A 25,858-nucleotide genomic window follows, 5' to 3' on the forward strand; every position below is an offset into this window, starting at 1 on the left:
TCCATCGCAGCGATGCCATGACTTCCGAACAGGCCGCCCAGCTCATCGACAACACGCTCGATCTGGTGCATCAGCGCCTGCTGGATCTGGAGTCGCAATCCCTCGACCATGAGCACAGGGCCCTGGCGGCGGAATTCCGTGAGTGGCGTCAACCTTCCGGCGGCCACATCGACCTGATGGTGTTTCCCGGACTGGCCGAATCCTGAGGCTTCAGCCTCCATCAGGGAGCGGCTTTTCCCAGAACTGGGCCCGGCCCATGGCGGGGTCCAGCTGATAGGGACGGAACCCGGCACTCCTGTAGGCGCCCTGGGCCGCCCCGTTCCCCTCCAGCACCTCCAGGGTGAGCTTGCAGCAGCCGAGCCGCCGGGCGATCAGCTCCGCCCGCTGCAGCAGTCGCCGCCCCACCCCCTGGCGGCGGAAGTTGCTGTCCACCACCAGATCGTGCACGTTCAGCAGGGGCCGGCAGGCGAAGGTGGAGAAGCCTTCCAGGCAGATGGCCAGCCCGGCCTGCTCCTCCCCCGCGAAGGCCAGGATCCCGTGGGCCGAAGGCCGGCGGGCCAGGGCGTCGACCAGATTCGCCCGGGTGAAGCCGGACAGGCCCTGGCCACCGCCCATGGGGTCGCGGGCATAGGCCTCCATCAGGCTCAGAACTGCAGCGGCGTGGGCCGGGTTGGCGAAGTCGGCCTCGAGAATATCGATCACCGCAGACACCCTGCTCAGGAGGCCCGCTGGCGGCGCTCCAGCCACCGCAGGCAGAGGAAACCGCTGAGCGTGGCCGCCACGACCCCCACCACCGCCGAGCCCAGCAGCAGGCGGGAGGTGAAGTCCCAGCCCAGCTGGCGCAGGGTCTCGTGATGCAGGGTCAGGCGTCCCGGCCAGCCCTTGCCCGGGCCCAGCAGCAGGCTGCCCAGCTGGTAGTTGAACCAGATCAGGGGGATGTCGGTGATCGGATTGCTGATCCAGGTCCCGGCGGCGGCCAGCAGGTGGTTGCCCCGCACCAGGCTGGCCAGGCCCACCCCCAGCAGGGTCTGGAAGCCGAAGATCGGGAAGCAGCCCATGAACACCCCGGCCGCCAGCCCCCGGGCCCGCTGGCCGTGGCTGCCCTCCTGGCGCCAGACCCATTCGATGGCCTGGCGGAAGCGACGTTTCAGGGTTCGCAGGGCCAGAAGTGGAGGTCCGGGCGCGGAGGGTGGGGCATCCGGCCAGCCGCGGAGGGCCGTGGCGAACGCCGCAAAAACGTTAAGGGAGGGAATCCCCCGCTGCCCGGCGGCCAGCCCGGGCGTGGCTGTGGCTGTGGCGGGACGTCCCGCCTAGCGTCCCTGAGTGATTGGATGGGCCGTGCGGCACGCCTCGCTCCTGCTGCCGCTCCGGGGCCTGGCGGGGTTGGTCACCCTGGTGGTGCCACTGCCGGGGGCCATCGCGGCCGAGGCGCTCCCCGCCAGCTGCCAGATCCTGGAGCCCTCCGGTGCGCCGCAGATCTCGCCGGCGGCGATCGATTTTCTGGAGCAGTGCCTGGGCCGTTTCGCCCCGGTCAGCAGTCCTGAAACGGAGCGGCAGCGCATCATCGCGGCAACGCAGAAGGAGGCCGTCTGTGTGTCGGACCGGTCACCGATCGCGATCCTCACCGGCGGCCCCCCTGGGGCGGGGAAATCCACCGGGCTCCGCACCCATGCACCGCTGGCCCTGGCACCGGGCACGCTGCGCATCGATGCCGATGCGTTGCGGGCCCAGCTGCCGGCCTACCGCGGTTGGAATGCGGATCTCACCCAGGCCGAGAGCGGTGTGCTGGTGGATCGCCTGCTGGCCGGCATCGGCCGGCCCTGCCGTTTCGACCTTCTCTACGATGGAACCATGAGCCGGGCCGATCGCTACCGACGCCTGATTCCCGAGCTCAGGGCGATGGGATACAGGGTGTTTCTGCTGCATGTGAGCGTGCCCGAATCCCTCAGCCGCAGGAGGGTGCTGGAGCGTTATCAGGCCATGGGCCGCTATGTCTCGCGGGCGGCGATTGGACGCTATTTCGCCACTGGCCCTGCCACCTTCGAGGTGCTGTCCGGCTGGGCGGACGGCTATCTGCGGGTCGATGGCCTCACGGGCCGCGTGCTGCAGCAGGGGGGTGAGCCCTTCCCCACCGGGCCCCAGCCCTTCCCGCCCGGCGCCGCCTCGCCGCGATGACGGCGCTCGTCCTGATCGCCTACAGCGTCGTTTCGGGCCTGCGCAGCACGGTGCTCAAGGGGCTGCAGTTGCAGGGGGCGGCCCATGCCATCGCCGGTGAGAATCCGATCAGCTTCTGCAATGTCTTTTTTATCTCGCAGCTGATGATCGGCCTGGCCTTGCTGATCGCCGAGCCCGTGGATGTGGGACGGGAGATCGATGGCCTCCGTCCCAGGGTCCGTCTCGCCATCGCCGCCGATGCCTTCCTCGGCTGCTTTCTGGCCCCGCTCGCCTTCTACATGGCCCTCGACCAGCTGGCGGTGATCACCCAGACCCTGCTGTTCTCCCTCACCCTGCCGGCCTCGGCCCTGCTGGCGCTGTGGTGGCTGAAGGAACGGCTGCCGGAGCGCTTTGCCCTCAGCCTGGCCCTGATCCTGGCGGGCCTGGTGGTCGGCAGGGTCTTCGGTTCCGGCCTCGGCATGGGGATGGATCAGCTGCCGGGACTGCTGTGGGCGCTGCTGGCGGTGATCGCCACGGCCACGCGCAACTGCCTGCGCCGCCAACTGGCGGCCCAGCACCTGTCCCGCGGCCTCACCGGCGGTGTCACCAACCTGGCGGGCGCCCTGGTGTTCGGACTGATCGCCCTGCTGGTCTATGGCCCCCAGCACTTTTTCCTGCTGCAGCTCTGGTGGGTGATCGGTGTGATCGTCATCTACGGCCTCACCCTCAGCCTGGGGACAGAGATCCTGCGCCAGCTGAGCACCGCCCGCTTCAGCGTCACCCAGGTGGCCTTCGCCGGCAGCGCCAGTGTGGTGGTCACGGTGCTCACGGCCGCGGTCTTCCTGCACGAACCGCTCACGCCCGGCGTTCTCGCCAGCCTCGGGCTGATCCTGCTGGGTGTCCTCCAGCGCCACCTGAGCGGCCCCAGCCCCTCCCCGTCTTGATTCCCCCCACCCCCCCGCTCCCGGGCGACACCATCGCCGCCATCGCCACCGCCGTCGCGGCCGGGGCCGGCAGCGTGGCGATCGTGCGCCTCTCGGGGCCGCAGGCCGAGGCGATCGGCCGGCGCCTGTTCGAGGCCCCGGGCGCCCAGGCCTGGGAGAGCCACCGGGTGCTCTACGGCCATGTGGTGGATCCGGCCGATGGCCGGCGGGTGGATGAGGCCCTGCTGCTGCTGATGCGGGCCCCCCGGAGCTTCACCCGTGAGGACGTGGTGGAGTTTCACTGCCACGGGGGGCTGATCGCCGTGCGGCGGGTGCTGGAGCTGGTGCTGGCGGCCGGCGCCCGCCTGGCCGGCCCGGGGGAGTTCAGCCAGCGGGCCTTCCTCAATGGCCGCCTCGACCTCACCCGCGCCGAGGCGATCGCCGAGATGGTCGCCGCCCGCAGCCGCCGGGCGGCCGACCTGGCCATGGCCGGCATCGACGGCGGTCTGCAGCGCCGCATCGGCGGCCTGCGGGAGCGCCTGCTGGATCAGCTCGCCGAGCTGGAGGCCAGGGTCGACTTCGAGGAGGACCTGCCCCCCCTCGATGGCCGGGCGGTGCAGGCCGAACTGGAGGCGGTACGGGGCGAGCTGGAGGGGCTGGTGGCCGAGTCCCGCCAGGGGGAACTGCTGCGCGAGGGGCTGCGGGTGGCCATCGTCGGCCGGCCCAACGTGGGCAAGTCGAGCCTGCTCAACCTGCTCAGCCGCCGCGAGCGGGCCATCGTCACCGACCTGCCCGGCACCACCCGCGACCTGCTGGAAAGCGACCTGGTGCTCGATGGGGTGCCCCTCACCCTGCTCGACACCGCCGGAATCCGGCCCACGGACGACCGGGTGGAGCTGCTGGGCATCGAACGCAGCCGCCAGGCCCTGGCCGGCGCCGATGCGGTGCTGCTGCTCTTCGACCTGCTAGCCGGCTGGACCGCCGCCGACCAGGAACTGCGGGCGCTGGTGCCCGAGGGGGTGCCCCTGCTGCTGGTTGGCAACAAGCTCGATGCCCTGCCGGCTGGGGCGGCCGCCGCCGCCGTCCCGTCCGTGCCGCCCGAGGCGCCCCTGGTTCGCATCAGCGCCCTCACCGGCGCGGGCCGCGACGGCCTGGTGGCGGCCCTGCTGGGCCTCTGCGGCGCCGCCGAGATCCAGGGGCTGCAGGTGGCCCTCAACGGCCGGCAGCGGGAGCTGGCGGCGGCGGCGGCCACCAGCCTGGAGCGGTCGCTCGAGACCGCCGCGCTGGGTCTGCCCTGGGACTTCTGGACCATCGACCTGCGCGGCGCCATCGCCGGCCTCGGGGCGATCACCGGCGAGGAGGTGAGCGAGGCGGTGCTGGAGCGGATCTTCGCCCGCTTCTGCATCGGCAAGTAGCCCCCCCGACGGTCCGCCGGCCGCCATCACGAAACGCTCACCCCTGTTGACCGCTTAACCTCCAGCCCCAATGCTTTGGGAAGCGATTCCCAGCGGCGAATGCAAACGGTCGACTGGCTCTGGATCCTGCACCCCGCCCTGGCGGTGGTGCTCATCTATCCCCTGATCGGCATGGTGGTGCGGCTGGGCGTCCAGGCCCGGGAGCGCCGGGTTGAGAAGGCCAAGCTGCCCCCCACCACCGGCCGCGACCACGCCGACCTGGGCCAGTGGCTCTCGGCGGGCGTGGTCCTGCTGGTGCTCGTGGCCCTGACCGTGGTGATCGTCACCAAGCAGCCGGCGGAGGGCTTCACGGGCGGCCCCGGCCGTGCCCTGCAGCTGTTGCTGGTGCTGGTGGGCACGGTGGTGTCCCTGCTCGCCCTCTGGCGGGTGAAGGCCAAGGGCTACCGGCTCGTCTTCGCCCTGCTCACCTGGGCCGGGGTGCTCGGCCTCGGCGCCCAGCCGGAGGTGTGGCGCCTCAGCGACAACCCGCTGAGCCCCGCGTTCTGGCAGTCCCACTACTGGGCCGGGGTGGCCGTGGTGGGCCTGATGATCTTCTCGATGGCCGCCCGCCCGGAGATCCTCAAGGAGCTGCGCTGGCGCCGGATCCACCTGAGCGCCTCCATCCTGGCGGCGGTGCTGTTCGTGGCGCAGGGGATCACCGGCAGCCGCGATCTGCTGGAGATCCCCCTGGCCTGGCAGAAACCCACCATCTATGCCTGTGATCCGGTGAAGCGGGTCTGCCCGCCCTTCGCCCCACCCCCGGTGCCCGCCCCCCCCGTCGGCGCCGCCGGCAGCTGAGGCGGCCTGTGATCTCACCCGGTGGGGCCCAGGCCCCGGTGCTGTCTTTCTCCCCGGCCCTGGAGGCGCAGCTGCGCCAGTGGCTGGATGAGGACATCGGCCGCGGCGATCTGACGGCTCCAGCCCTGGTCGGCCGCACCGGCCGGGCCCACTGGGTCACCCGGGCCGACGGTGTGTTCTGCGGCGGAGTGCTGGTGGCGCCGCTGCTGGCGATCCTCGATCCCCGGGCCTCGGTGCGGTTGCTGGTGGGCGACGGCGAGCCGGTGCTGGCCGGCCAGCGGCTGCTGGAGCTGGAGGGGCCGGCGGCCGCCCTGGTGGCGGCGGAGCGCACGGCCCTCAACCTGGCCATGCGCCTCTCGGGCATCGCCAGCGCCACCGCCGCCCTGGTGCAGGTGCTGGCGGGCACCGGTGTCCGGCTGGCCGACACCCGCAAGACCACCCCGGGCCTGCGGGTGCTGGAGAAGTACGCGGTGCGCTGCGGCGGCGGCAGCAATCACCGCCTCGGCCTCGACGATGCCGCCATGCTCAAGGAGAACCACCTGGCCTGGTCCGGCGGTGTGGCGGCGGCGATCGCGGCGGTGCGGGCCTCGGCCCCCTGGCCGGCGCGGCTGATCGTGGAGGCCGAGACCGCCGCCGAAGCCGAAGCCGCCGTGCGGGCGGGGGCCGATGCGGTGCTGCTCGACGACTTCAGCCCCGCGGCGCTGGCGGCCCTGGTGCCCCGGCTGCGGGCCCTGGCGCCGGCGGTGGTGCTGGAGGCCTCCGGGGTGCGGCCCGAGCAGCTGGCCGCCTACGCCGCCACCGGCATCGATCTGATCTCCACCAGTGCCCCGGTCACCCGCAGCCCCTGGCTGGATCTGAGCATGCGCTTCGCGGCGACCCTGGCCTGAGCCGTGGCCTGAGCCCGGCCGGCGCCATGGTGAAGAACCGCCTCACTCCCCTGGCCGCCGTGGCTTCGCCGCCGATCGGTTGTCAGAGTGAGCCTCAATGCCCCCCAGCGCCGACCCGCGTGCCGCAGCGACCCTTCCCGCTTCCAAAGCTTCCGCAGCCCACACCCCGACGCAAGGCCGTCCCGAGCGCCGCCGCCTGGGCGCGGCGCTGCGCCGTGGCAGGGCCCTCCCTGGTGCTGGCGCTGGTGGCGGCGCTGGGCAGCCCCACGGCTGCCAGGGCCGAATCGGTGCTCGAGCAGGCGGCGCGCACCGGCGAGATCACCATGGCCGGCCCCACCGACATGGTGCCCTTCGCCTACCGCGATGCCAGCAAAACGCTGGTGGGCTACAGCCTGGATGTGGCCCGGTTGATCGAGGCGGAGGTCTCCACCTATCTCAACCGGCCGGTGAAGATCGTCTACACCGCCAACGCGGATCCGCTGGCGGTGTTCCGTGACGTGAGCCGCGGTGATGTGGACCTGGCCTGTGGGGTTCAGTTCACCTGGGAGCGGGAGATGTTCGTCGACTTCTCCATGCCCTTCGCCCTCTCCGGGATCCGCGTTCTCACCCGGCAGGGTGGGCTCGATGGCTCAGCGGCTTCGATGGCGGCCAAGCGGATCGGCGTGGTGAAGGACTCCCTGGGCAGCGCCACCATCGCGGCCGTGCAGCCGACGGCGGTGCGGGTCCCGTTCGCCGGAATCGAGCCGGCGGTGCGGGCGCTGCTGGCCGGCCAGGTGGATGGCGTGGGGGGTGATTCCCTGCTGCTCGCCGGTGCCCTCCAGAGCCTCGGGGGCAAGGGTTACAGCCTGGTGCCCGCGGAGCCCTTCTCCCGCTTTGCGGTGGGTTGCATTCTTCCGGAGGACAACTCCACCTTCCGCAACCTGGTCAATCTGGCCATCGCCCGGCTGGTGCAGGGCTACCTCGACGATGAGCCGGCGGCCGTGGCCAGCGTCAACCGCTGGCTGGGTCCGAAGGGAGTCCTGGAGCTGCCCCCCGAGGTGATCAAGGCCTATTTCCAGTCCGTTCTGCTCAACTACGAACGGGTCCGGCCCCTGTCGGCCACGACCCCATCGGCGGTCGCCCCCACCTCCCCTGCTCGCTAAGCGGATTCCTCCCATGTCCATCACCTCCCGCGCGGCCCTGCTCGGTTTCTCCCTGGCCCTGGCGGCCCTGACCGCACCCGGCGCCGCTCAGGCGGCCCTGCTGCCCTCCCCGGCCAGCGGAGCCTCCATTGAGCAACGGCTGCAGCGCATCACCGCGGCGTTCCGCGCCCAGGGTGACCTGAGCGGTGCTGACGGCGCCGCCGCCGGCGATCAGCGGCTGGCCTACGGCTTCGCCAACGCCGGCCGGGGCGGATGGGGCAATGTGGCCGGCGGCGGCGGCTTCGTCAATGGTCACCCCTATTACGGCGGCGGCGCCGGCTTCCGCAACGGGGGCGGCGGTTTCGTCAATGCCAGGGGCGGGGGCGGCTTCGTGAATGGGGGCGGCGTGCGCGGTGGGGCCTTCCGCAACTGGTAGGCCCCCTTCAGGGACGGCACCGGAGCCTGCGTTTCAAGCCCGGAAGCTTCCGTGGGCAAGCCAGCGAACCGCCCCTAAGGTGCAGCACGTTGACGAATCGGCGAATGGATTCTCCCGCTGCGGTGGCCCCCGGTTCCCTCCGATCCCGCCGCGCCAGGGCCCTGGCCCTGGGATCGGTGGCCTGTCTCTGTTCCCTGGGGGCCGCCCTCCCGGCCCACGCCGCCGACGCCGTGCTGGAGCAGGCGGCCAAATCCGGTGAGGTGCTGATGGTGGGTCCCGCCGACAGCCCGCCCCTGATCCGGATGGGGTCGAAGGGGGAGCCGGAGGGCTACGCCATCGACCTGGCCCGCCGCATCGATCGCCAGCTCAAGGCGGAACTCGGTGAGTCGGTGCGGATCCGCTTCGCCCCCGTCGACAACACCGGCGTCACGGTGGAGGCCGTCGCCAGTGGCAAGGCAGGCCTCGCCTGTGGGGTGCCCTTCAGCTGGGAGCGGGAGAAACTGGTGGACTTCTCCCTGCCCATCGGTCTCTCCGGCCTGAGGCTGCTCACCCGCAGCGGCGGCCCCGACGGGTCCCCCGCCTCCCTCGCCGGCCAGCCGATCGCGGTGGTGGAGGGGTCGCTCGGGGCCGGCTTCCTCGGTTCCCTCCAGCCCGGTGCCAAGGCGGTCAGCTTCCCCACCCTGCCCCAGGCCGTCACGGCCCTCGAGCAGAAGAAGGTGGCGGGGGTGCTGGGCGATGCCAACGTGCTGGCCGGCCTGCGGCACGAGCGCAAGCTCTCCGGCGTGGCCCTGGTGCCTGAGCAGCCCTACGTGAGCTACGGCGTCGGCTGCATCGTGCCGGAGAACAACTCCCGGCTGCTGAATGTGGTCAACCTGGCCATCGCCAGCCTCTTCCAGGGCTACCTGGAGGGTCGTCCCGATGCCGTGGCCAGCGTCGCCCCCTGGTTCGGCCCCACCGGTGTGCTGGCGCTCCCCGCCGACCGGGTGCGGGCCTTCTTCGAATCGGTGCTGATCACCCGCGAAGGCCTCCTGCTGGCGGCCCCCGCCCCGGCGCCCCGCCCCTGAGCCCCCCCGTTCCGCCCCACTCTTCCGCCTCCCCTTCCTTCCTGGCAGCAACCCGATGACGAACCACCCCCGTTCCGGTCTGTTCGGTTTCCTGCTGTTGCTGGCCGCCCTGGCGCCGGCCGGCGCCGCGGCCAGGGCTGTCATCGACGCACCGTCCTCCCCCCCCCTGGCGGCGGCGCCCGGTTCCATCGACGCCCGGCTGCGGCGCATCTCGGAGGCCATGGGACAGACCGCCGGCCAGCAGGCGGGGGCAGAGGGCCGGGCCAAGGCCCCTGACGGCCGCCTCGCCTACATCTTCGTGAACGGCGGCGGGCCCCGCTTCGGCTGGGGCAACGGCGGCTTCCGCAATGGTGGCTGGGGCAACGGCGGCTTCCGCAATGGTGGCTGGGGCAACGGCGGCTTCCGCAATGGTGGCTGGGGCAACGGCGGCTTCCGCAACGGCGGCTTCCGCAACTTCTGGTGACCGCCACCGGTACCCCGCCACCGGGCAACCCGGAAGGGTTCGGGCCGTTGCAGCTGCTGGTGGTCCAGCCCACGCCCTACTGCAACCTCGACTGCGACTACTGCTATCTGCCCAACCGTGACGACCGGCAGCGGTTGTCGCTGGAGCTGCTGGAGGCGGCCCTGGCGCGGGTGCTGGAGAGCCCCTACGTGGGCGGTGACTTCACCCTGCTCTGGCACGCCGGCGAACCGCTCACCGTGCCGATCGCCTTCTATGACGCCGCCACGGCGTGTGTGCGGCGGGCGCTGGAGGGCTGGCAGGGGGAGCCCCTGACGATCCACCAGTCGGTGCAGACCAACGCCACCCTGATCAACGAGGCCTGGTGCGACTGCTTCGAGCGCAACGGCATCGCCGTGGGCGTGAGCATGGACGGGCCGGCCTTTCTCCACGACGTCCACCGCCGCACCCGCACCGGCCTGGGCACCCATGCCGCCACGCTGCGCGGTATCGAGCACCTGCGCCGCCGCGGCATCCCCTTCCAGGTGATCGCCGTGATCACCGAGGAGTCGCTAGGCCACGCCGATGAGCTCTACGCCTTCTTCGTGGAGAACGGCATCACCGATGTGGCCTTCAACATGGAGGAGACCGAAGGGGAGAACCGCGTCTCCACCCTCAGCCGCCCCCGGGCCGAGGCCGCCTATCGCCGTTTTCTGGAGCGGTTCTGGGCGCTGTGGCAGGAGCGGCCTGAGGTGATGCGGGTGCGGGAGTTCGAGGGCATCTGCAGCCTGGCCCAGGCCGATGCCCGGCTGGCCTGCACCGACATGAACAACCCGTTCGCGATCGTCAACGTGGATGCGAGGGGTTCGATCTCCACCTTCGATCCCGAGCTGCTGGCGGTGCACACCGACACCTACGGCGACTTCGTCCTCGGCCACGTCCAGACCGACAGCCTCGTCTCGATCGCCGAAAGCCCCAAGTTCCGGCGCATCCTGGCGGACATGCGCGCCGGAACCGACCGCTGCCGGGACGAGTGCGCCTATTTCGGCCTCTGTGGCGGCGGCGCCGGCAGCAACAAGTACTGGGAGCACGGCACCTTCGCCTGCAGCGAAACCCAGGCCTGCCGCTACCGGATCAAGATCACCGCCGATGTGGTGCTCGCCGGCCTCGAGGAGGCCCTGGGGCTGGCGTCCTGATCCCGCTGAGGGCCCATGCAGAAGAGCCGCTGCGGTGAGGCAGCGGCTCTTGGATCGATCAGCCGTGAAACGCCGGCGCGTGGGCGAGGGGTCAAAGCAGGGGCTGGGTGTCGACCAGCCAGGGGGTGGTCGCTGTGGCGCCGAAGCCGGCGGCCGGGAACGGCGAGGTCAGGGGATCGGTGGCAAGGGGTTGGCTGCCGCCGAGGGAGGCGAGCTCCGTCAGGGCCATGATCGGCTCGCTGCCGAGCAGCGGATCGGTGGTCAGGGCGTCGCCGAAGGCCATCGGGGCACTGGCGATGTCGTCGCTGCCGGCCGGGGCGAGGCTGGTGCCGCCGCCGATGATCGGGTCGACCGTCTCAATGGTGGCCAACTGGGGCGTGCTGACCAGGGGCGCGCCGGTGGCAGTGACCGTGAACTGTTGCTGGAGCTGCAGGCCGGTGGAACTAGTGGGAGAGACGATGGGTCCGGCGGAGACGTAGTTCCAGTTGCTGTCGAGCGACCAGAAGTGGAAGCGGCCCGTGGACACTTCCTTCCAGAGAATCTGGTTCTGGTTGGTGCCGACGGTTTCGGCGGCGAGGATCTGCCAACCGCTGAACTGACCGGCCCTGATCTGGGAGCCGCTCCTGCGGACGGCGGACGTGATGCCGTTCATCTGAACGGAGACCAGGTCGGTGCTGGTGTCCCGCAGTAGCCGGACCGCGCCGTTGGGATCGATCACCTGAAGCGCGCTGCTGGTTGTTGTGGTGGTTGTTGTGGTGGTGGTTGGGGGTTGGCTGGTCAGGGGCGTGCCGGTGGCATTGACCATGAACTGTTGCTGAAGCTGCAGGCCGGTGGAACTTGTGGGAGAGACGATGGGTCCGGCGGAGGCGTAGTTCCAGTTGCCGTCGAGCGACCAGAAGTGGAAGCGGCCCGTGGACACTTCCTTCCAGAGAATCTGGTTCTGGTTGGTGCCGACGGTTTCGGCGGCGAGGATCTGCCAACCGCTGAACTGACCGGCCCTGATCTGGGAGCCACTCCTGCGGACCGCTGACGTGACGCCGTTGATCCGGACGGAGACCAGGTCGGTGGTGGCGTCTCGCAGCAGTTGGACGGCGCCGTTGGGATCCAGAACCTGAAGGGTGGTCGTGGTGGGGGGCGGCGTTGTCGTGGTGGGGGGCGGCGGGGTGCTGCCGGTGGGCTGGACGGTGCCGCTCACCATGTACTGGCCGAGGCTGGCGTAATCGGTGTAGCCGTTGGGGATGGGGGCCAGGGGGTTGCCGACGCCGACGCCGTCGATGCCGAGGAAATAGGTGCCGGCGTCGAGGTTGAGGGAGAAGCTGGCCGTGGTCAGATCGGCCGGGTTGAAGGTCTGGACGACGCTGCCGTTAGCCCGGTAGAGGGTCGCGGCGATGTCCAGGTTGGGGCCGCGGGAGGCGAGGTACTGGGTGGTGAAGCTGCCGGCGCTGCCGACGAAGGCCCTGGAGGCGTTGACGATGTTGAAGGACACCAGACCGGCGCCGGTGTCAAACCGGAACATGTCGATGTCGGTGTTGCGCTCGATGACGCCGAAGCTGCTGAAGGTCAGCCCGGTGAGCGCCGTGGCGGTGCTGAGGGTGCTGCCGTGGTCATCGACGTTGTAGGTGAAGCCGTTGCCGTTGGTGATCGTGGCGAGGTCGTCCTGGGTGTTGTTGGCGCCGAGGTACTGGGCGTTGCTCCACTGGGTGACGTTCTCGTCGTTGCCCAGCCAGGACGCCCCCATGATGGTGCCCCAGCTGGTGGCACCGGCGCCGCCGTGGCCGCCGTAGTACTCCGTGGTGGTGCCGGCGCCGTCGTGGGTGAGGCCGAGGGTGTGGCCGACTTCGTGGCTGGCCGTCTCGGCGGCGGTGTATTCACCCCGGTTGAACACCAGGGCCACGTCGTCGGTGCTCCAGTTGAAGCTGTTGTAGTAGGCGGTACCGCCACCACCGGCATTCGTGATCGCCTTGCCGGTGAGCAGGTTGAGGTTGCTGGTGAAGGCCACCCGGATGCCCCAGCGGTCATCGCCAGTGCCGAACTTGCGCAGGGCTTCGGTGCCCGGGTCCTGGGTGGTGACGTTGACGTTGAAGGGGGCGAAGTCTTCGGCCACCCGTTGCCAGATGCGCTGGATTTCCGTGAGCGCGGTGGAATCGAGGGTGCTGTAGAAGCCCTTCAGGCTCAGGTTGCCGCCGTTCTCCCAGGGGGAGTTGTTGATCTGATAGCCGTCGAAGTCGAGAAAGATCGTCTTCGTGGCTGTCGGATTGCTGTGCAGACGGAACACATTGCTCAGGTCCACGCCCGTGCCGAGGGTGACCAGGCCGCTCAGGACCAGGGGAGCCTGGTCGGTGGTGGTGTCCCAGGCAGCGGCACCGTCACCGGTGGTGACGGCCAGCACGCTGCAGGCCCGGCAGCCGCAGGTGGGTGCCATGGAGGCGGCACTCGGGCCGGAGGCTTCTCCGGGCCAGGGATCGTTCAGCGCCTGGTGGCTGCTGGTGGCCACCGTCGGGGTGGCGGCGATGGTGACACCGTTCTGGAAGACGGGCTCCGGTGCGGGGGCCTGGGCGGCCGGAGCCGAAAAGCTGGCTTCGAGGCTGTCCAGGCTGTTGCCTGAGCCGTTGGCGGGCGGTGAGGCCTTGGTCGTGGCCAGAGCGGTGTTGATCAGGATGGCGGGCGCTTCGGCTGAGGCCGGGGCCGCGTCCGCCAACAGGGTGAGGGTTGTATCGGAGGAGCGTCTGGCTTGGCTCGAAAGTTCAGGGAACAGGGGGGAAAGCGATTGTTGGGCCCCTGTGAATTCGGTGGTAGTCATGGCGAAGAGAGGGGTAAATGACCAACGAGAACCATCAGCACCTGCAGCCTCCAACCATGGACAGGCGGATGCTTCAGGAGATCTTCAAAGTCGTTGCGCCCAGAGGACTGGAGGGATCGACTTTGTTTCCGGGGGGGGCTGATGGAAGGGACCCTTTTCCCCCGCACTCATCATCGTTCTGCAGCAGCTTTGCTGTCTTTATGCACAGGCCAATTCACGGGGAGAGTTGCGTGACCGACGCTGAGCATTTCCTTGGAATTGCACCACCAACCCTGTGGGTTCGGATTCAAAAATCGCTGTAGGGCGGCCGCAGCGGCCTTGCCCGGGAGGTCGAGCGAAGGCTGGCCCGACGGCGTTGCCGAACGGTGCGGGGGGCTTCCCGAAGGGGGTGAAGGAGGCAGGATCCCGGTCGTGCCAATGCTTTCGGCTGCCTGCTGGCCGGTCTGGCGAACCTTGGAGGAACCCTTCCCGAAGCCTGAGCGTCAGAGCTTTAACGCCCTAAGCGCCTTTAAGCATTTGGTGCAGATCTGTAACGGATCCGCAGCCTCGGCGCTGCTCTCTGCTGTGGGGCTCCTATTGGCGGGATGGTGCCATCCGGAGCACCGGGTGGCAAGCCTCAGGGGGGTGGGGGGACGCCGGTCTCCGAGCTGTCGTCCTCCTCGGGGACCAGTCGGGAGAAGTACTCCTCCTCACTGGCGCCGGAGGACAGGCCCGGGAGGGGCCCACCCCGCAGGCTGATCGCCGTGTGCCACTCCACCAGCAGGGGTACCTCCTGCCCCTTGCGCTGGGCGCCCATGGCGAAGGCGATGGCCAGGGCGAAGGAGGAGAGCATCACCCGTAGGCTGTCCCTGACCACGGCCTCGATGGCCTTGGGTGTCGGGGCCTGGATCCTGGCCGCCACCTCCTGCCTCACCTCCTGGAGGCGAGCCAGCATCCTGCGCTTGGTTTCCGGCAGCGGCAGCCCCATGGTCTCGAAGCGGATGCCGAGGCTTGGGGTCTGGATGGCCTGAAGGCGGGCCTGGAGGTTGTCGAGGCTGGTGGCCGTCGTGATGGTCTCCTGGAGGAGATCGAAGGTGCCGTTGGCGACGGAGAGCTGGCGAGCCACGTTGGCCCTGGCCGCCACCACGCTGTTCCAGCCGGCAAAGGCCTGCAGGGGGACGATCAGCAGGAAGCCGATGACCGCCATGACGGCCAGACGGGCGAGAGCGTCGCGCCGTTTCTGCAGGGTTGGATTCTCGGGGTCGAGGTAGGCCGCCAGATGAAGCAGCCCGAGGGCCACCAGGGGGATGGTGGCCGAGTCAAGGCAGGCCGAGATGAAGCGCAGTTGCCAGTCGGTGTCCAGCAGGCGAACGGGAAGGATGCTGGACAGCAGGGTGATGAGGTAGGTGACGAACAGGGCGATCGCCATGAAGGCGAGCCGATCGGCAAGGATCGCCGAATCGAAGGCCCTGAATTCCTTGGTGCCGGCCATCAGGAGAGCCGGGTCCCGGTTCGGGACTCTGGGTGGCCTGCTGGTTTCCCTGCGTGGATGTCGATGGGATGGGACGCGAGCGCCACGGGATCGGAAGCATTCAGGCCGCTGAACTTTCTCGCAGCGGCTTCAATCACCGAGGCTGGAAGTTGCCAGTCTGCCAACCGACCGGCCACTCAATGTGTGACTGGTTATGACCAGGACGAGGTATGGATCACGACTTCGATATCACTGACTGGTGTTGATGTCAGCCTGAACACGGCTCAGGGTGATGGAGGAATCACTTCTCCAGCAGCAAGCGATGACCATCAGGATTCAGTGCTGCTTCGGGCTGAGGAGAGCCTGATCCGGCGCCGCATCTTGCGGCTCCAGCCGAAGGCTGCCGCAGCCCCAAGAACGGGAAGGGGACCCGGAACTGCATCGGTGGGCCCTTCATCAGGAATCCGCCAGAATGCTGCCCCCGTAACCTTTTCGCCGCCGCTTTCAGTTCGTCCGTTGGCTTTTCTGACGTTCTGGAAGCGCAGAGCAATCTGGGCCTTGCTCCAGCGATCTCCCGGTTCGAAGGCGTTGAAGAGGTTATAGAAACGCTCCGCCACCTGATCAGCAGTGGCAATGTTCGAGTCGTTGGATTGCAGCTTGAACTGAACCTTGACGGTGCTGCCTCCGCCGATGCCCGTGCTGCCGGATCCGCCATGGCAGCCGTTGCTGCTGCTCATGCGGGCGCAGAAATCAAAGTTGGAGAAGGGGGCATAGGGGGCGGTGGCCGAGCCTGTGATCGTCAGCCATTCGTCTTCGTTCACGCGTACACCGCGGCTGCGCTGTTGCGAGGTGGTGTTGTTGACGCCACCGAACACCCTGCCGAAGCCGGAATCCAGCGGGTTGTAGCTCAGCAGGGAGATCGCCTCGCTGCCGTTGCTGCGCAGGGGCTCGTTGAAGGCGAATCCCACCAGGGTGCCGGAGGAGGGGCCCGACGCCGGGGAGGTGTTGGTGATGCCGAGGTCGAGGGTGTAGGTGTTGCCGTTGCCCGGGTCCTTGCGGAAGTCGAAGCTCATCCGGCCCTTGACGCCGGTGTTGTAGAAGCTGGTGCCGGCGATGCCGCTGTCGAACACCACATCGAAGGCGGTCCTGGCCATGGCGGGGCTGGCGAGCCCGATCGGCCCGACCAGCGCGGCAAGTCCCAGTCCGGTGAGGCCACCGAGCAGCCGGAGGGAGGTCTTGGCTGTGGCGCGCATGAACGCTTCCTTAATCCATGCTCACCATAGCAGAGCTTCTCTCACCCTGCTCACAGTTTTGCCCGCCCTCGGGCCTTCAGGGGGAGGCGGGCGGATCGTCCTCCGGCGGGGCGAGCTGGGCGAAATAGTCTTCCTCGATGGCGCCGGGGGAGCCAGGACGGGGTGGTCGGCCCTGTCGCCGCAGGCTCCAGATCGTCAGCACCTCGACCAGCAGCGGCACCTCCTGGCCGCGGCGCTGGGCCGCGATCGCGAAGGCCAGCGCATAGACGACGCTGGTGGCCGTCACCCGCAGGGTGTTGGTCGCCACGTTTTCGATGGCCTCCGGTGGCGGCGCCTTGATCCTGGCCTTCACCTGCTCTTCGATTTCGTTGAGGCGGATCAACATCTGGCGCTGGGTCTCCGGCAACGGCAGGCCCAGGTTCTCGAAGCGGATGCCCAGCTCCGGGGACTGCAGCGCCTGCAGCCGCACCTGGAGATCCTCCAGGCTGGTGGCGGCATTGATCGCCTCGCGGACCACGGCGAAGTTCCTGTTCGCGATGCTCAGCTGGGTCGTGAGCCTGGTCCTGGCCGTGGCGACGGTGCTCCAGGAGGCATAGGTCTGCAGAGGAATCAGCAGCAGGAACCCCAGCACCGCCAGGATCGCCCAGCGGGCCAGAACGTTCCGGCGTTTCTCCAGGGCGGCATTGGCGGGATCCAGGTAAGCCGCCAGGTGCAGCAACCCCAGGCCCACCAGGGGGATGGCGGCGGCGCTGATCAGGGTGGAGCTGACGCTCAGTTGCCAGAGGGTGTCGAATGGCCGCAGGGGAATGGCTGTGGCGACGACCCTGACGCCATAGATGACGAAGAGGGCCAGTGCGAACACCGAGAGCCGATTCGCCAGGACCGGACCCTCACTGCCCCTGGAAGGGGAATCAGACAACATGTGGCATCCCTGCCCGTGGCATGGTTTCTCCGATCAAGTGGAGCGGCGGTCCGAGCCAGGCTAGGGCCCACCTCCCAGACCTTCAGAGCCGCTCAGGCGGCTGAAGGCGAAGGCCGTGGCGGCACCCAGAACCGGCACAGGACCAGGGACTTCATTCCGAAGGATGGGCCGTCTCTCCTCAGCGTGGGGCGGGCGGCTCGTCCTCTGCCGGCAGGAGTTGCTCGAGATAGTCATCCGTATCGGCCATGGGGTGCGTCCCCAGCGGAAACCCGTTCCGCAGCCGATCCTGAGGGTTGCCCTTGCGGGCACCCCGCACCACCCAGAACGTGTGCCATTCCACCAGCAGCGGCACGGTGCTCCCCTTGCGCTGCGCCCCGGCGGCGAAGGCCAGGGCCAGGGCCAGGGCCGAGATCACCACCCTGATGGTTTCGCGTGCCAATGCTTCCGTCGACTGCCGATCCGGCTTGCTGACACGGGCGATGACGGCATCGCGAACGACGATCAGCTGCTCGAGGAGTTCCTTTTTTGTCTGCTCGAGCGAGACACCTTTCTCCTCCAGATTGAGCTGCACACCGCGACTCTCCTGGTTGTCCAGGCGCTCCTGCAGGTCGTTGAGGCTGGGGGCCTGCACGATGATGTCGCGGAGGATGTTGAAGGTTTCGTTGGCCCGCGCCAGCTGACGTGAGGCATTGGCATTGGCCGCGGCCACCGTTCTCCATGCGGCGGTCAGCTGCAGGGGAACGATCAGCAGAAACCCGAGTACGGCGAGGATGGCCAGGCGTGCGGCCAGCTTGCGCCGGTTCTGAAGCGCCAGGTTCTGGGGATCCAGGTAGCCGGCAAGATGCAGCAACCCGAGCCCGAGGAGGGGAAGGAAGGAGGAATCCAGGATCGTGCGGATGGCCCTGAGTTGCCAGTCGGTGTTGAGGAAGGCCGGAGGCAGCAGGCTGGCCCCGGCCGCCGCTACGAAAAGAACAAGAAGGGCCAGGGAAAAGAGGCTCAGCCTGTCGGCAAGGATGGAGGCTTCGTAGCCCTTGAACTCGGAAGACTCATCCATGGTCTGGCGCCGCTAGCGATGGACTGGGTTGGCCGCTGCTCACCCTGTCAGGTCGGATGAGAGCAGCCCGGGAGTGGACAGTCTGGCTTGAGCCATGGCAAGCAGCCAGGTCCCGGTTTGCCGGAGGGAAGCATCGGCAGCGGGCGGATCAGGCGGGAATGGGCCAACAAGCAAAACCCCCGGGCCAGGGTTGGTGGCTCGGGGGCGCTGAGAGAGCGGATGGGAGTCGCTCGAAAGCCGATGATCAGCCGAGCTTCGACTGGGCAGATCGGGCTGAGGCTAGGCGGCGACGCAGCCGGCGGCTTTGGACGAAGGCCGCAGCCGCCCCGAGGACGGGCAGGGGACCGGGAACGGCATCGCCGGGGCCATCGTCGGGCTTGTCCCGTGGTTTGCCGGTGATCATGTCACTGCCGTCATTGATCCCGAGGGTCTTGGAATTGATCGCCTGGAATCGTGCAGCCAGCACGACGCTGGTTTTGTCGGCTAGATCCCCGTTTGGAGGGGAGATGACTACGCTGTTGAACAGATTGAAGAAGGCCGTGGAGACGTCACTGACACCTGGACTGGCGCCCGCGAAGTTGAAGGTGTACTTGACAGTGGCGGATTCACCGTTGGCCAAGCCATCTTTGGCAGAACCGCTTCCACAATCAGTGCCGTTGTCGGTATTGTTGTCCGTGAAGGCGCAGAAAGTGAAAGGGGATGTGGCTGGTCCGATAGTGAACGGAGACTTGGTTGCCTGATAGAACTTAGTGCCGTTCCTGTTGTAGGAGAATGAGGTCACACCCGTGGGGGTGTCGAACCCAAAACCTGTCAAGGAAGAAGAATCGATTGGAGCGCTGGATGTATTTTTGAGCGTCAGATCAAGTGTGTAGGTATTGGCGTTTGAATCTCCCGCATCACCAAACACGAAATTCATTGTGCCTTTCACGCCTGAATAACTATCATCGAATGCCTTGTTCAGGTCGACGATGAAGCTGCTGGTAGCGGCCAGGGCGGGCCCGCCGCCAAGGAGGACGAAGGAGGCCCCTGCCAAGGAGATGAGCGAAGCCAGAGTCGATCGCTTCATGGGGGAGGGCCGGATCAGCTTTCAGACTGCGTTCACCAGAACCTTAGCAGAAGGTGAGTGGTTGGTGCCAATGGCTTCACCAGATCGGCGCTCAAGCGTGCATCTTCCTTCAGTGGCAGTGCCGGACCCACGGCCGCGGATGCCTCAGGGCCATTGCAGCAGAGGGCTTCTCGGGGAAGGGTGGCCGGAGGGCGTCGCTTTCAGGTGAGGATTCGCTGATTTTCCCTGTCTTCGTCGTGCCACCAGGTGGAACCTGCCAGGTTGGCCAAGGCGAAGGAGGTCAGCCCTCCTCTGGAGGGGCCAGGGACTCAAAGAACTCCGCTTCCCGCGCAGCGGCCGAGCGGCGCAGCGCCATGCCGCCGTTCCCCTGGCCAGTGCGGGCCCGCCGCCACAGCTCCAGGGGGTTCAGGTGGGCCAGCAGGGACGGCCACTCCACCAGGAAGGGCACCAGCTGACCCTTGCGCTGGGCGCAGGCGGCGAAGCCGACCGCAAAAGCGATCGACGAGAGCATGACCCGCAGGCTTTCTCGTGTGATGCGGTCGGCCGTGGCGGGATCAATGGGTGCGAACCTTGCTTTGGCCTGCCCCTCCGCTTGATTGAGCTGGCTGAGCATCTGCTGCTTCAGGGCCTGCAGAGGGATGGCGGGAATCCGTGAGGAATCCAGCCGGATGCGCAGATCTGGACGTTGCAGAGCGAGAAGCCGCTTCTGAAGATCTTCTGTGCTGGTGGCCTTCTCGATAGCCACCCTCACGCCTTCGGCGCGTTCACTGGTACTGGCCTGCTGCTGGTTCGCGACTGCATTGGACAGGCGATAGGAGCGCCAGATCGCGTGGCCTTGCAGGGGAACGATCAGCAGAAACGCGAGGGAGACAGGAACGGCCAGCCGAGCCAGCATTTCCCGCCGTCGCTCAAGCTGAAGGTCGCCGGGGCAGAGGTAGGTGGCCAGATGCAGCAGCCCCAGTCCGAGCAGAGGAATGGGGGCCGCTTCAACGGCGACCTTGGTGCTGCTGAGTTGCCAGATGGGATCCAGCAACCTGGGAGGCAGGCTGAAAGCCAGAACTGAGACCAGATAGACCGCGAAAAGCACCATGGACACCATGGCCAGACGATCGGCAAGGATCGCGACATCCAGTTGTCTGCTTGGTGGGGGCGTTGTCATTGGGGCTCTGGCGAAAGGTCAGGCCTTGAAGATGGCCAGCTAGGGAGCTTCAGCAGATCGGGCTTGATGAAGGTCTTAAGCATTGCTTTGGGGCCATGAGCCCATCCCAAACTTGGCCACCATGGCTTGCCATCAACCGCTTGAGTATTGAACTCCTCTGGCCTTGTTGAGCCTGGAAAGAGACTTGGTGAGCCTGCTCAGAACGGAACAGGCTCATGAACCAACTAGGTTGAAGAGATCAGCCGACCATGGAGTTGGCCTTCATGCGACGGCGGAGTTTGCGGCTGTAGCCAAAGGCAGCCGCGGCACCGAAGAGGGGAAGTGGGCCTGGCACGCTATCTCCGGGGGCTTGACCGCCACCTGTCGTAATGCTGGTTGCCCAAATCTTGTCACTACCGCCGGTGGATGCGGGCAGAATGTCCTTGAATCGCATGAAGTAGCCGCCATCATCAAACGTGCCTGCTGTTCCACCACTCGGAGGTGCTTGGAACATCGCCACGAAGGCATCGCGGTACTTGGTGGCGGTGTCCAGCGTGGGAGAGCTGCTCAGAGTGAACGTTCCGACCGTCGTGCTGGAGCCGTTTTGCAATCCAAGTGTGGGACTCCCGCTGGCGTCGCAGTCAGCAGGATTGGGTGGGGTCGTCGAGTAAACCGACGTGCAGACGTCAAAGGCAGGGAAGGGGGGGACTGCAGTGCCAGGGTAAACAATATTCCAGTTAGGATCTATTTGTGAAAAGCTGACGAAATTGACGTTGGCAGAGGCCGGTGGGTTCGTCGGCAGATCGAAGCCAGTGCTCACAAGCCGAGAACCCGTTACTGGAGATCCAGAGAGATTCTTTAGGCTGAGGGTCATCTCTCCGAGATTGATCTCCGAAAAGGTGTAGGTGGCTTCGCCCAGGATTCCATTGATGCCTCCATTAGTGCTGCTGGAGGCGGTGGATTCGAATTTAAGTGTGAAGTATGGGTCGGCCGCGAGGGCGGGCATCGCCGCCATGAGGCTCAGGATTCCTGCTGCCGTCACCGTGCCGACGGATCTGGCGATCATACGGTTTTGAGTGGGCGAGGTGAATGGATTCATGACAGCAGGACTTGGCACGAGTTAACCATACATGACTTTTTCTTCAGATGATTCTCAGGACGACGTGAGTCGTTCAAGTGCGTGGGACGGAATCCAGGCGTGCTCTGGGTTCCGTCCTCGCTGAATCGATCTCCCAGAACTCCTGCTGCAACTGGGTCCTTGTGGGATTTGGTGTTGTTCTCCCTACGGCATCTGGTTCAAGGAAGGGGCACACTTAAATGGGTCGATCTGCGGCAGATCTGCAGCAGCTTGTGCTTACGATTGTTGCAGGCTCCTCCCGCAGGCCACGCCCGCCTGCGGTCGCTGATCAAGGTGCTTTCTGGCGCCGATCCCCTGGGTTCCTCAGCCTTCCCCGGTCGCCTGAGATGCAGGGGCCGGTGAAGGTGGATCCCTCCGTGGCACGTGGTCCGGTTGAGACCCGAAAGGCAGCTGGAGGACCTGCGATCCAGCCTCCGCGGCATCAACGGAGCGTCAAGAGCTCCTGACCCGCAGCCCCGCCGGGGAGGATGATCGTGCCCCCGCCTGCCGTTTGACCGGCTTCGCTCCATGCTGCGCATCGCCCACGCCCTGAACAGCCATCTGCTGGGGGCCCTGGAGAGCGCGTTCCCCGAGGCGTCTGCCGCCGCCCGTGTCGCCGACGCGCCGCTGGATCCCCAGCTCGGGCCCGCCAGCAAGCCGGAGTTCGGTGATTTCCAGGCCAATGGTGCCCTGGCCCTGGCCCGTCCCCTGCGTCTGGCGCCCCGGGCGATCGCGACGGCGATCGTGGAGCGGCTGGCGGCCGACCCGGACTTCGGGGCCCTCTGCCTGCCGCCGGAGATCGCCGGGCCGGGCTTCATCAACCTCACCCTGAGGCCCGAGGTGCTGGCCGCCGAGGTGGGGCGCCGGCTGGCCGATCCCCGCCTGGGGGTGGAGCCCGTGGCCCCCGGCGGCGCGCCGGTGGTGGTGGATTTTTCCAGCCCCAACATCGCCAAGGAGATGCACGTGGGGCATTTGCGCTCCACGATCATCGGCGACGCCCTGGCCCGGGTGCTGGAGTTCCGCGGCCATCCGGTGCTGCGGCTCAACCACGTCGGCGACTGGGGCACCCAGTTCGGCATGCTCATCACCCACCTCAAGCAGGTGGCGCCCGAGGCGCTCGACACCGCCGACGCCGTCGACCTGGGCGACCTGGTGGCCTTCTACCGCCAGGCCAAGGCCCGCTTCGACAGCGACGAAGCCTTCCAGACCACCTCCCGCGAGGAGGTGGTGAAGCTGCAGAGCGGCGATCCGGTGTCCCGCCGGGCCTGGCAGCTGCTATGCGACCAGTCGCGCCGGGAGTTCCAGCGCCTCTACGACCGCCTCGACATCCGCCTCGACGAGCGCGGCGAATCCTTCTACAACCCCTACCTGGAGGCGGTGGTGGCCGACCTGGCCGCCGCCGGCCTGCTGGTCAGTGATGGCGGCGCCCAGTGCGTGTTCCTCGAGGCCGACGACGGCACGGCGAGCCAGGCGCCGCCGGTGATCGTGCGCAAGAGCGACGGCGGCTTCAACTACGCCACAACCGACCTGGCGGCCATCCGCTACCGCTTCGGCGCAGCTCCCGACGGCGACGGCGCCCGCCGGGTGATCTACGTCACCGACGCCGGCCAGGCCAGCCATTTCGCCGGGGTGTTCCAGGTGGCCCGCCGCGCCGGCTGGATCCCCGAGGGCGGGCGGCTGGAGCACGTGCCCTTCGGGCTGGTGCAGGGGGAGGACGGCAAGAAGCTCAAGACCCGTGCCGGCGACACGGTGCGGCTGAAGGAGTTGCTGGATGAGGCGGTGGAGCGCTGCGAAGCCGACCTGCGCCGCCGCCTGGCGGAGGAGGAGCGCCAGGAGGAGGAGGCCTTCATCAGCGAGGTCGCCACAACGGTGGGCCTGGCGGCGGTGAAGTACGCCGACCTGAGCACCAACCGGATCACCAACTACCAGTTCAGCTTCGATCGCATGCTGGCCCTCAGCGGCAACACCGCCCCCTATCTGCTCTATGCGGTGGTGCGGATCGCCGGGATCGCCCGCAAGGGCGGCGGCGACGGCGAGGTGCCGTCGGTGCTGGGCTTCAGCGAGCCCCAGGAGTGGGCGCTGGTGCGCCAGCTGCTGCAGTTCGATGCCGTCATCCAGGAGGTGGAGGAGGAGCTGCTGCCCAACCGGCTGTGCAGCTACCTGTTCGAGCTCTGCCAGCTGTTCAACCGCTTCTACGACCAGGTGCCGGTGCTCAGGGCCGAGGAACCGGCCCGCGGATCACGGCTGGCGCTCTGCCGCCTCAGCGCCGACACCCTCAAACAGGGCCTGGGCCTGCTGGGCATTCCCACCCTGGAGCGGATGTGAGGCCACGGGAAAGGTCCGGTAGCGTTTGCCGGCACGGCGGCTGATGGATCCGGATGGTCGTGGGAGAGCCGGTCAGAGCAGAGCCCGTCAGGGGAGAGCCGGTCAGAGTCGCGATCATCGGCGGTGGCTGTGGCGCCATGACCGCGGCCTACGAACTCTCCAGGCCTGAGCACAACGGCCGCTACGCCGTCACTGTTTACCAGCAGGGGTGGAGGCTGGGGGGCAAGGGGGCGTCGGGCCGAGGTCCGTCCGCTCGGGTGGAGGAGCACGGACTGCATGTGTGGCTGGGCTTCTATGAGAATTCCTTCCGGATGATGCGGGAGTGCTATTCCGCTCTGGAGGCGCCGCCGGAGGGGTCACCGTTCGGCCCCTGGCAGGAGGCCTTTCTGCCGGAAATGGATGTGGGCCTGTTCTCACGGGCAGGATCGGCTGACTGGCAGAAGTGGACGGCGCAGTTTCCACCCAGGCCGGGCCTCCCGGGGGACCCGCTGGAGCCCGGCGCCGTCTATTCCATGGCGGGCTATCTGCAGCAGGCCATTGCCATGCTGCGCACCCTGATCCTGGATGTGGAGGTGAGCACGTCGACGGAGCCCCGCGATGGGGGCCAGCCCGGGGACCTTCTGGAAGCCATGGCCGGCTGGCTGGCGGGGGGCACGTTCACCGGAGCGGCCCTGATCGTGGAGGGGCTCGGTCTGCTGAGCAGCGCCCTGCGGATCCTGCCGCTCCCGGTGGAAGCCCCCCTGATCCGCTTCGTTGAGGAGCTGAACACCTCCATCCGATCCTGGCTGGAAGAGCGATGGCTCTCGGATCATCCCAAGCGCTACATCTGGGAGATCGTCGACCTCGTGCTGGCGATCATCGTGGGCAGTTTTCGGTTCAATCTGCTCCGTGACCCCAGGGGACTGGATGCGATCGACCACTACGAATGCAGGGAATGGCTGCGCCTTAATGGGGCTTCGGAGCGGGCCGTGTGTTCCCCTTTCGTGGTCGGTCTTTATGACCTGGCCCTGGCCTACGAGGACGGTGATTCCAGCAAGCCGGCCCTGGCGGCCGGACAGGCGATCCGGGGCTCCCTGCGCATGTTCTTCGGCTATCGCGGCTCCCTGTTCTGGCGCCTGCGGGCGGGCATGGGCGATGTGGTGTTTGCGCCCCTGTATGCCTTGCTGCGTCGCCGGGGGGTGCGTTTCCAGTTCTTCCACAAGCTCACCGATGTTCAGATCCCTGCGGGGCCACCCATCCAGAGCGGCGATCGCAGCCATGTGGAAGCCCTCGAGTTTGAGGTTCAGGCCGAGATTCACGGCAACCGCGACTACGACCCCTTGATCAACGTGGGCGATCGTCCCTGCTGGCCATCGCAGCCCGATTTCGGGCAGCTGGTCGACGGTGACCGCCTCCGTATCGAACAGCGGGATTTCGAGTCGCACTGGGATCGCTCGTTCACCTCCAGGCGCCGCCTCGAAGTGAAGCGTGACTTTGATGCCGTGGTTCTGGGTGTGAGCATCGGTGCCGTCCCCCATGTCTGCCCCCAGATCCTGGCCAGGGACCAGCGCTGGGCCACCATGGTGGAGAAGGTGAAGACCACGGCGACGCAGGCCTTTCAGATCTGGCTGCAGGAGGATCTGTCCCAGCTGGGCTGGCAGGGTCCTCCCTACATCGTCTCGGCCTTCGATAAGCCCTTCGACACCTGGTGTGACATGGCCCATGTCATTCCTGAGGAGGCGTGGGCGCGCTCTCCCGCCACCGCCATCTACTTCTGCGGCGTACTCAGGGATCCGCCTGTGCCGCCGCCTGATTCCGACAGCCACTATCCGCTCCGTCGAACGGAGGAGGTCAGGGAGAATGCCCTGGCCTTTCTGCGCAACGCCGGCTCGGCCCTGTGGCCCCTGGCCTATGACGTGGGTGGAAACTTCCGCTGGGAGCTGCTGGCCGATCCAGTTCCGCCGGAGGGTGCCGCAGAGCCCCTGGGCGCAGAGATCCTCGGAGAGCAGAGATTTCTGAGCCAGTACTGGCGGGCGAACGTCAACCCGTCCGACCGCTATGTTCTGGCGCTGCCAGGCAGTCTGAAGCATCGGATTTCTCCGCTGGATCCCACCTACGACAACCTGACGATCGCTGGAGACTGGACGGACTGTGGGTTCAACGAGGGATGTACCGAAGCCGCCGTGATCTCCGGGCGGCTGGCCGCCCATGCCATTGCGGCTTCACCCCCGCTGGCCGAGATCCACGGATATGACCATCCTTGAACAGTTCAGCATAAACTC

23 protein-coding genes are annotated in these 25,858 nt (G+C 67.6%); 13 read left to right on the forward strand and 10 right to left on the reverse strand.

Features of this window, described 5'->3' with window-relative positions:
• The first annotated feature begins 17 nt into the window (after positions 1 to 17).
• On the forward strand, positions 18 to 206 hold the full coding sequence (locus CJZ86_RS09785) for a hypothetical protein (RefSeq protein WP_094585766.1): 189 nt from the start codon (positions 18 to 20) through the stop codon (positions 204 to 206).
• Positions 207 to 210: 4 nt separating this feature from the next.
• On the opposite strand, the gene CJZ86_RS09790 is transcribed toward CJZ86_RS09785, so the two are convergent.
• Both CJZ86_RS09790 and CJZ86_RS09795 read right to left on the reverse strand, forming a co-directional pair.
• Positions 211 to 702, reverse strand: coding sequence for a GNAT family N-acetyltransferase (locus CJZ86_RS09790; RefSeq protein WP_094585767.1), 492 nt, complete (start codon positions 700 to 702; stop codon positions 211 to 213).
• Positions 703 to 716: 14 nt separating this feature from the next.
• A complete protein-coding gene (locus CJZ86_RS09795) occupies positions 717 to 1,274 on the reverse strand; it encodes a DUF2062 domain-containing protein (protein ID WP_353615221.1) in 558 nt (185 codons plus the stop codon).
• Positions 1,275 to 1,338: 64 nt separating this feature from the next.
• On the opposite strand from CJZ86_RS09795, the gene CJZ86_RS09800 reads away from it, so the two are divergent.
• The 10 genes from CJZ86_RS09800 to grrM all read left to right on the forward strand — a co-directional run bounded on the left by CJZ86_RS09800 (position 1,339) and on the right by grrM (position 10,472).
• The gene (locus CJZ86_RS09800; protein WP_158219542.1) at positions 1,339 to 2,175 is read left to right on the forward strand and encodes a zeta toxin family protein; all 837 of its coding nucleotides are present in this window, start codon (positions 1,339 to 1,341) and stop codon (positions 2,173 to 2,175) included.
• Positions 2,172 to 3,098 (forward strand): DMT family transporter, encoded by a 927-nt coding sequence (locus CJZ86_RS09805; RefSeq protein ID WP_094585770.1) that lies wholly within the window; start codon positions 2,172 to 2,174, stop codon positions 3,096 to 3,098. Before CJZ86_RS09800 ends, CJZ86_RS09805 begins: the two co-directional genes overlap by 4 nt.
• Positions 3,095 to 4,492, forward strand: a complete 1,398-nt coding sequence (gene mnmE, locus CJZ86_RS09810; protein WP_233133951.1) for a tRNA uridine-5-carboxymethylaminomethyl(34) synthesis GTPase MnmE — start codon at positions 3,095 to 3,097, stop codon at positions 4,490 to 4,492. Before CJZ86_RS09805 ends, mnmE begins: the two co-directional genes overlap by 4 nt.
• Before the next feature lie 99 nt (positions 4,493 to 4,591).
• Complete coding sequence (locus tag CJZ86_RS09815) at positions 4,592 to 5,329, forward strand: DUF4079 domain-containing protein (protein WP_094585771.1); 738 nt, start codon at positions 4,592 to 4,594, stop codon at positions 5,327 to 5,329.
• A 38-nt stretch (positions 5,330 to 5,367) separates the two neighbouring features.
• The gene (gene nadC / locus CJZ86_RS09820; RefSeq protein ID WP_233133952.1) at positions 5,368 to 6,216 is read left to right on the forward strand and encodes a carboxylating nicotinate-nucleotide diphosphorylase; all 849 of its coding nucleotides are present in this window, start codon (positions 5,368 to 5,370) and stop codon (positions 6,214 to 6,216) included.
• Positions 6,217 to 6,431: 215 nt separating this feature from the next.
• Positions 6,432 to 7,358 carry an extracellular substrate binding-like orphan protein GrrP gene (gene grrP, locus CJZ86_RS09825; protein ID WP_233133953.1) on the forward strand — a complete coding sequence of 309 codons (927 nt, stop codon included), beginning with the start codon at positions 6,432 to 6,434 and terminating at the stop codon, positions 7,356 to 7,358.
• A gap of 13 nt (positions 7,359 to 7,371) precedes the next feature.
• Positions 7,372 to 7,773 carry a GrrA/OscA1 family cyclophane-containing rSAM-modified RiPP gene (gene grrA, locus CJZ86_RS09830; RefSeq protein WP_094585773.1) on the forward strand — a complete coding sequence of 134 codons (402 nt, stop codon included), beginning with the start codon at positions 7,372 to 7,374 and terminating at the stop codon, positions 7,771 to 7,773.
• Positions 7,774 to 7,877: 104 nt separating this feature from the next.
• Entirely contained in the window at positions 7,878 to 8,837 is a 960-nt protein-coding gene (gene grrP / locus CJZ86_RS09835; RefSeq protein ID WP_094585774.1) for an extracellular substrate binding-like orphan protein GrrP, read from the forward strand.
• 55 nt (positions 8,838 to 8,892) lie between these two features.
• Positions 8,893 to 9,300 carry a GrrA/OscA1 family cyclophane-containing rSAM-modified RiPP gene (gene grrA / locus CJZ86_RS09840; protein ID WP_094585775.1) on the forward strand — a complete coding sequence of 136 codons (408 nt, stop codon included), beginning with the start codon at positions 8,893 to 8,895 and terminating at the stop codon, positions 9,298 to 9,300.
• Positions 9,297 to 10,472 (forward strand): cyclophane-forming radical SAM/SPASM peptide maturase GrrM/OscB, encoded by a 1,176-nt coding sequence (grrM, locus tag CJZ86_RS09845; RefSeq protein WP_094585776.1) that lies wholly within the window; start codon positions 9,297 to 9,299, stop codon positions 10,470 to 10,472. The genes grrA (CJZ86_RS09840) and grrM overlap by 4 nt, the downstream gene beginning before the upstream one ends.
• A 91-nt stretch (positions 10,473 to 10,563) precedes the next feature.
• Here the strand turns inward: grrM and CJZ86_RS09850 are convergent, their stop codons facing one another.
• From CJZ86_RS09850 to CJZ86_RS16745, 8 genes are all read right to left on the reverse strand, one after another.
• Positions 10,564 to 13,170, reverse strand: coding sequence for a zinc-dependent metalloprotease family protein (locus CJZ86_RS09850; protein WP_094585777.1), 2,607 nt, complete (start codon positions 13,168 to 13,170; stop codon positions 10,564 to 10,566).
• Positions 13,171 to 13,888: 718 nt separating this feature from the next.
• Positions 13,889 to 14,743: a hypothetical protein gene (locus CJZ86_RS09855; RefSeq protein WP_094585778.1), complete on the reverse strand. Its 855-nt coding sequence runs from the start codon at positions 14,741 to 14,743 to the stop codon at positions 13,889 to 13,891.
• A gap of 308 nt (positions 14,744 to 15,051) precedes the next feature.
• Entirely contained in the window at positions 15,052 to 15,975 is a 924-nt protein-coding gene (locus CJZ86_RS09860) for a hypothetical protein (RefSeq protein ID WP_094585779.1), read from the reverse strand.
• A 76-nt stretch (positions 15,976 to 16,051) separates the two neighbouring features.
• Positions 16,052 to 16,837, reverse strand: a complete 786-nt coding sequence (locus CJZ86_RS09865; RefSeq protein WP_094585780.1) for a hypothetical protein — start codon at positions 16,835 to 16,837, stop codon at positions 16,052 to 16,054.
• A 238-nt stretch (positions 16,838 to 17,075) separates the two neighbouring features.
• On the reverse strand, positions 17,076 to 17,951 hold the full coding sequence (locus tag CJZ86_RS09870) for a hypothetical protein (RefSeq protein ID WP_094585781.1): 876 nt from the start codon (positions 17,949 to 17,951) through the stop codon (positions 17,076 to 17,078).
• Between the two features lie 244 nt (positions 17,952 to 18,195).
• The gene (locus CJZ86_RS16740) at positions 18,196 to 19,017 is read right to left on the reverse strand and encodes a hypothetical protein (protein WP_143594118.1); all 822 of its coding nucleotides are present in this window, start codon (positions 19,015 to 19,017) and stop codon (positions 18,196 to 18,198) included.
• Positions 19,018 to 19,297: 280 nt separating this feature from the next.
• Complete coding sequence (locus CJZ86_RS09880) at positions 19,298 to 20,176, reverse strand: HpsJ family protein (protein WP_143594119.1); 879 nt, start codon at positions 20,174 to 20,176, stop codon at positions 19,298 to 19,300.
• 238 nt (positions 20,177 to 20,414) lie between these two features.
• Positions 20,415 to 21,254 carry a hypothetical protein gene (locus tag CJZ86_RS16745; protein ID WP_143594120.1) on the reverse strand — a complete coding sequence of 280 codons (840 nt, stop codon included), beginning with the start codon at positions 21,252 to 21,254 and terminating at the stop codon, positions 20,415 to 20,417.
• Positions 21,255 to 21,800: 546 nt separating this feature from the next.
• Here CJZ86_RS16745 and argS point away from each other — a divergent pair.
• Together argS and CJZ86_RS09890 are read left to right on the forward strand one after the other, a co-directional pair.
• The gene (gene argS, locus CJZ86_RS09885; protein ID WP_094585784.1) at positions 21,801 to 23,597 is read left to right on the forward strand and encodes an arginine--tRNA ligase; all 1,797 of its coding nucleotides are present in this window, start codon (positions 21,801 to 21,803) and stop codon (positions 23,595 to 23,597) included.
• A gap of 53 nt (positions 23,598 to 23,650) precedes the next feature.
• A complete protein-coding gene (locus tag CJZ86_RS09890) occupies positions 23,651 to 25,840 on the forward strand; it encodes an NAD(P)-binding protein (RefSeq protein ID WP_094585785.1) in 2,190 nt (729 codons plus the stop codon).
• Positions 25,841 to 25,858: the final 18 nt, after the last annotated feature.

The organism is Synechococcus sp. BO 8801 (genome assembly GCF_002252675.1).
GTDB lineage: Bacteria > Cyanobacteriota > Cyanobacteriia > PCC-6307 > Cyanobiaceae > Cyanobium.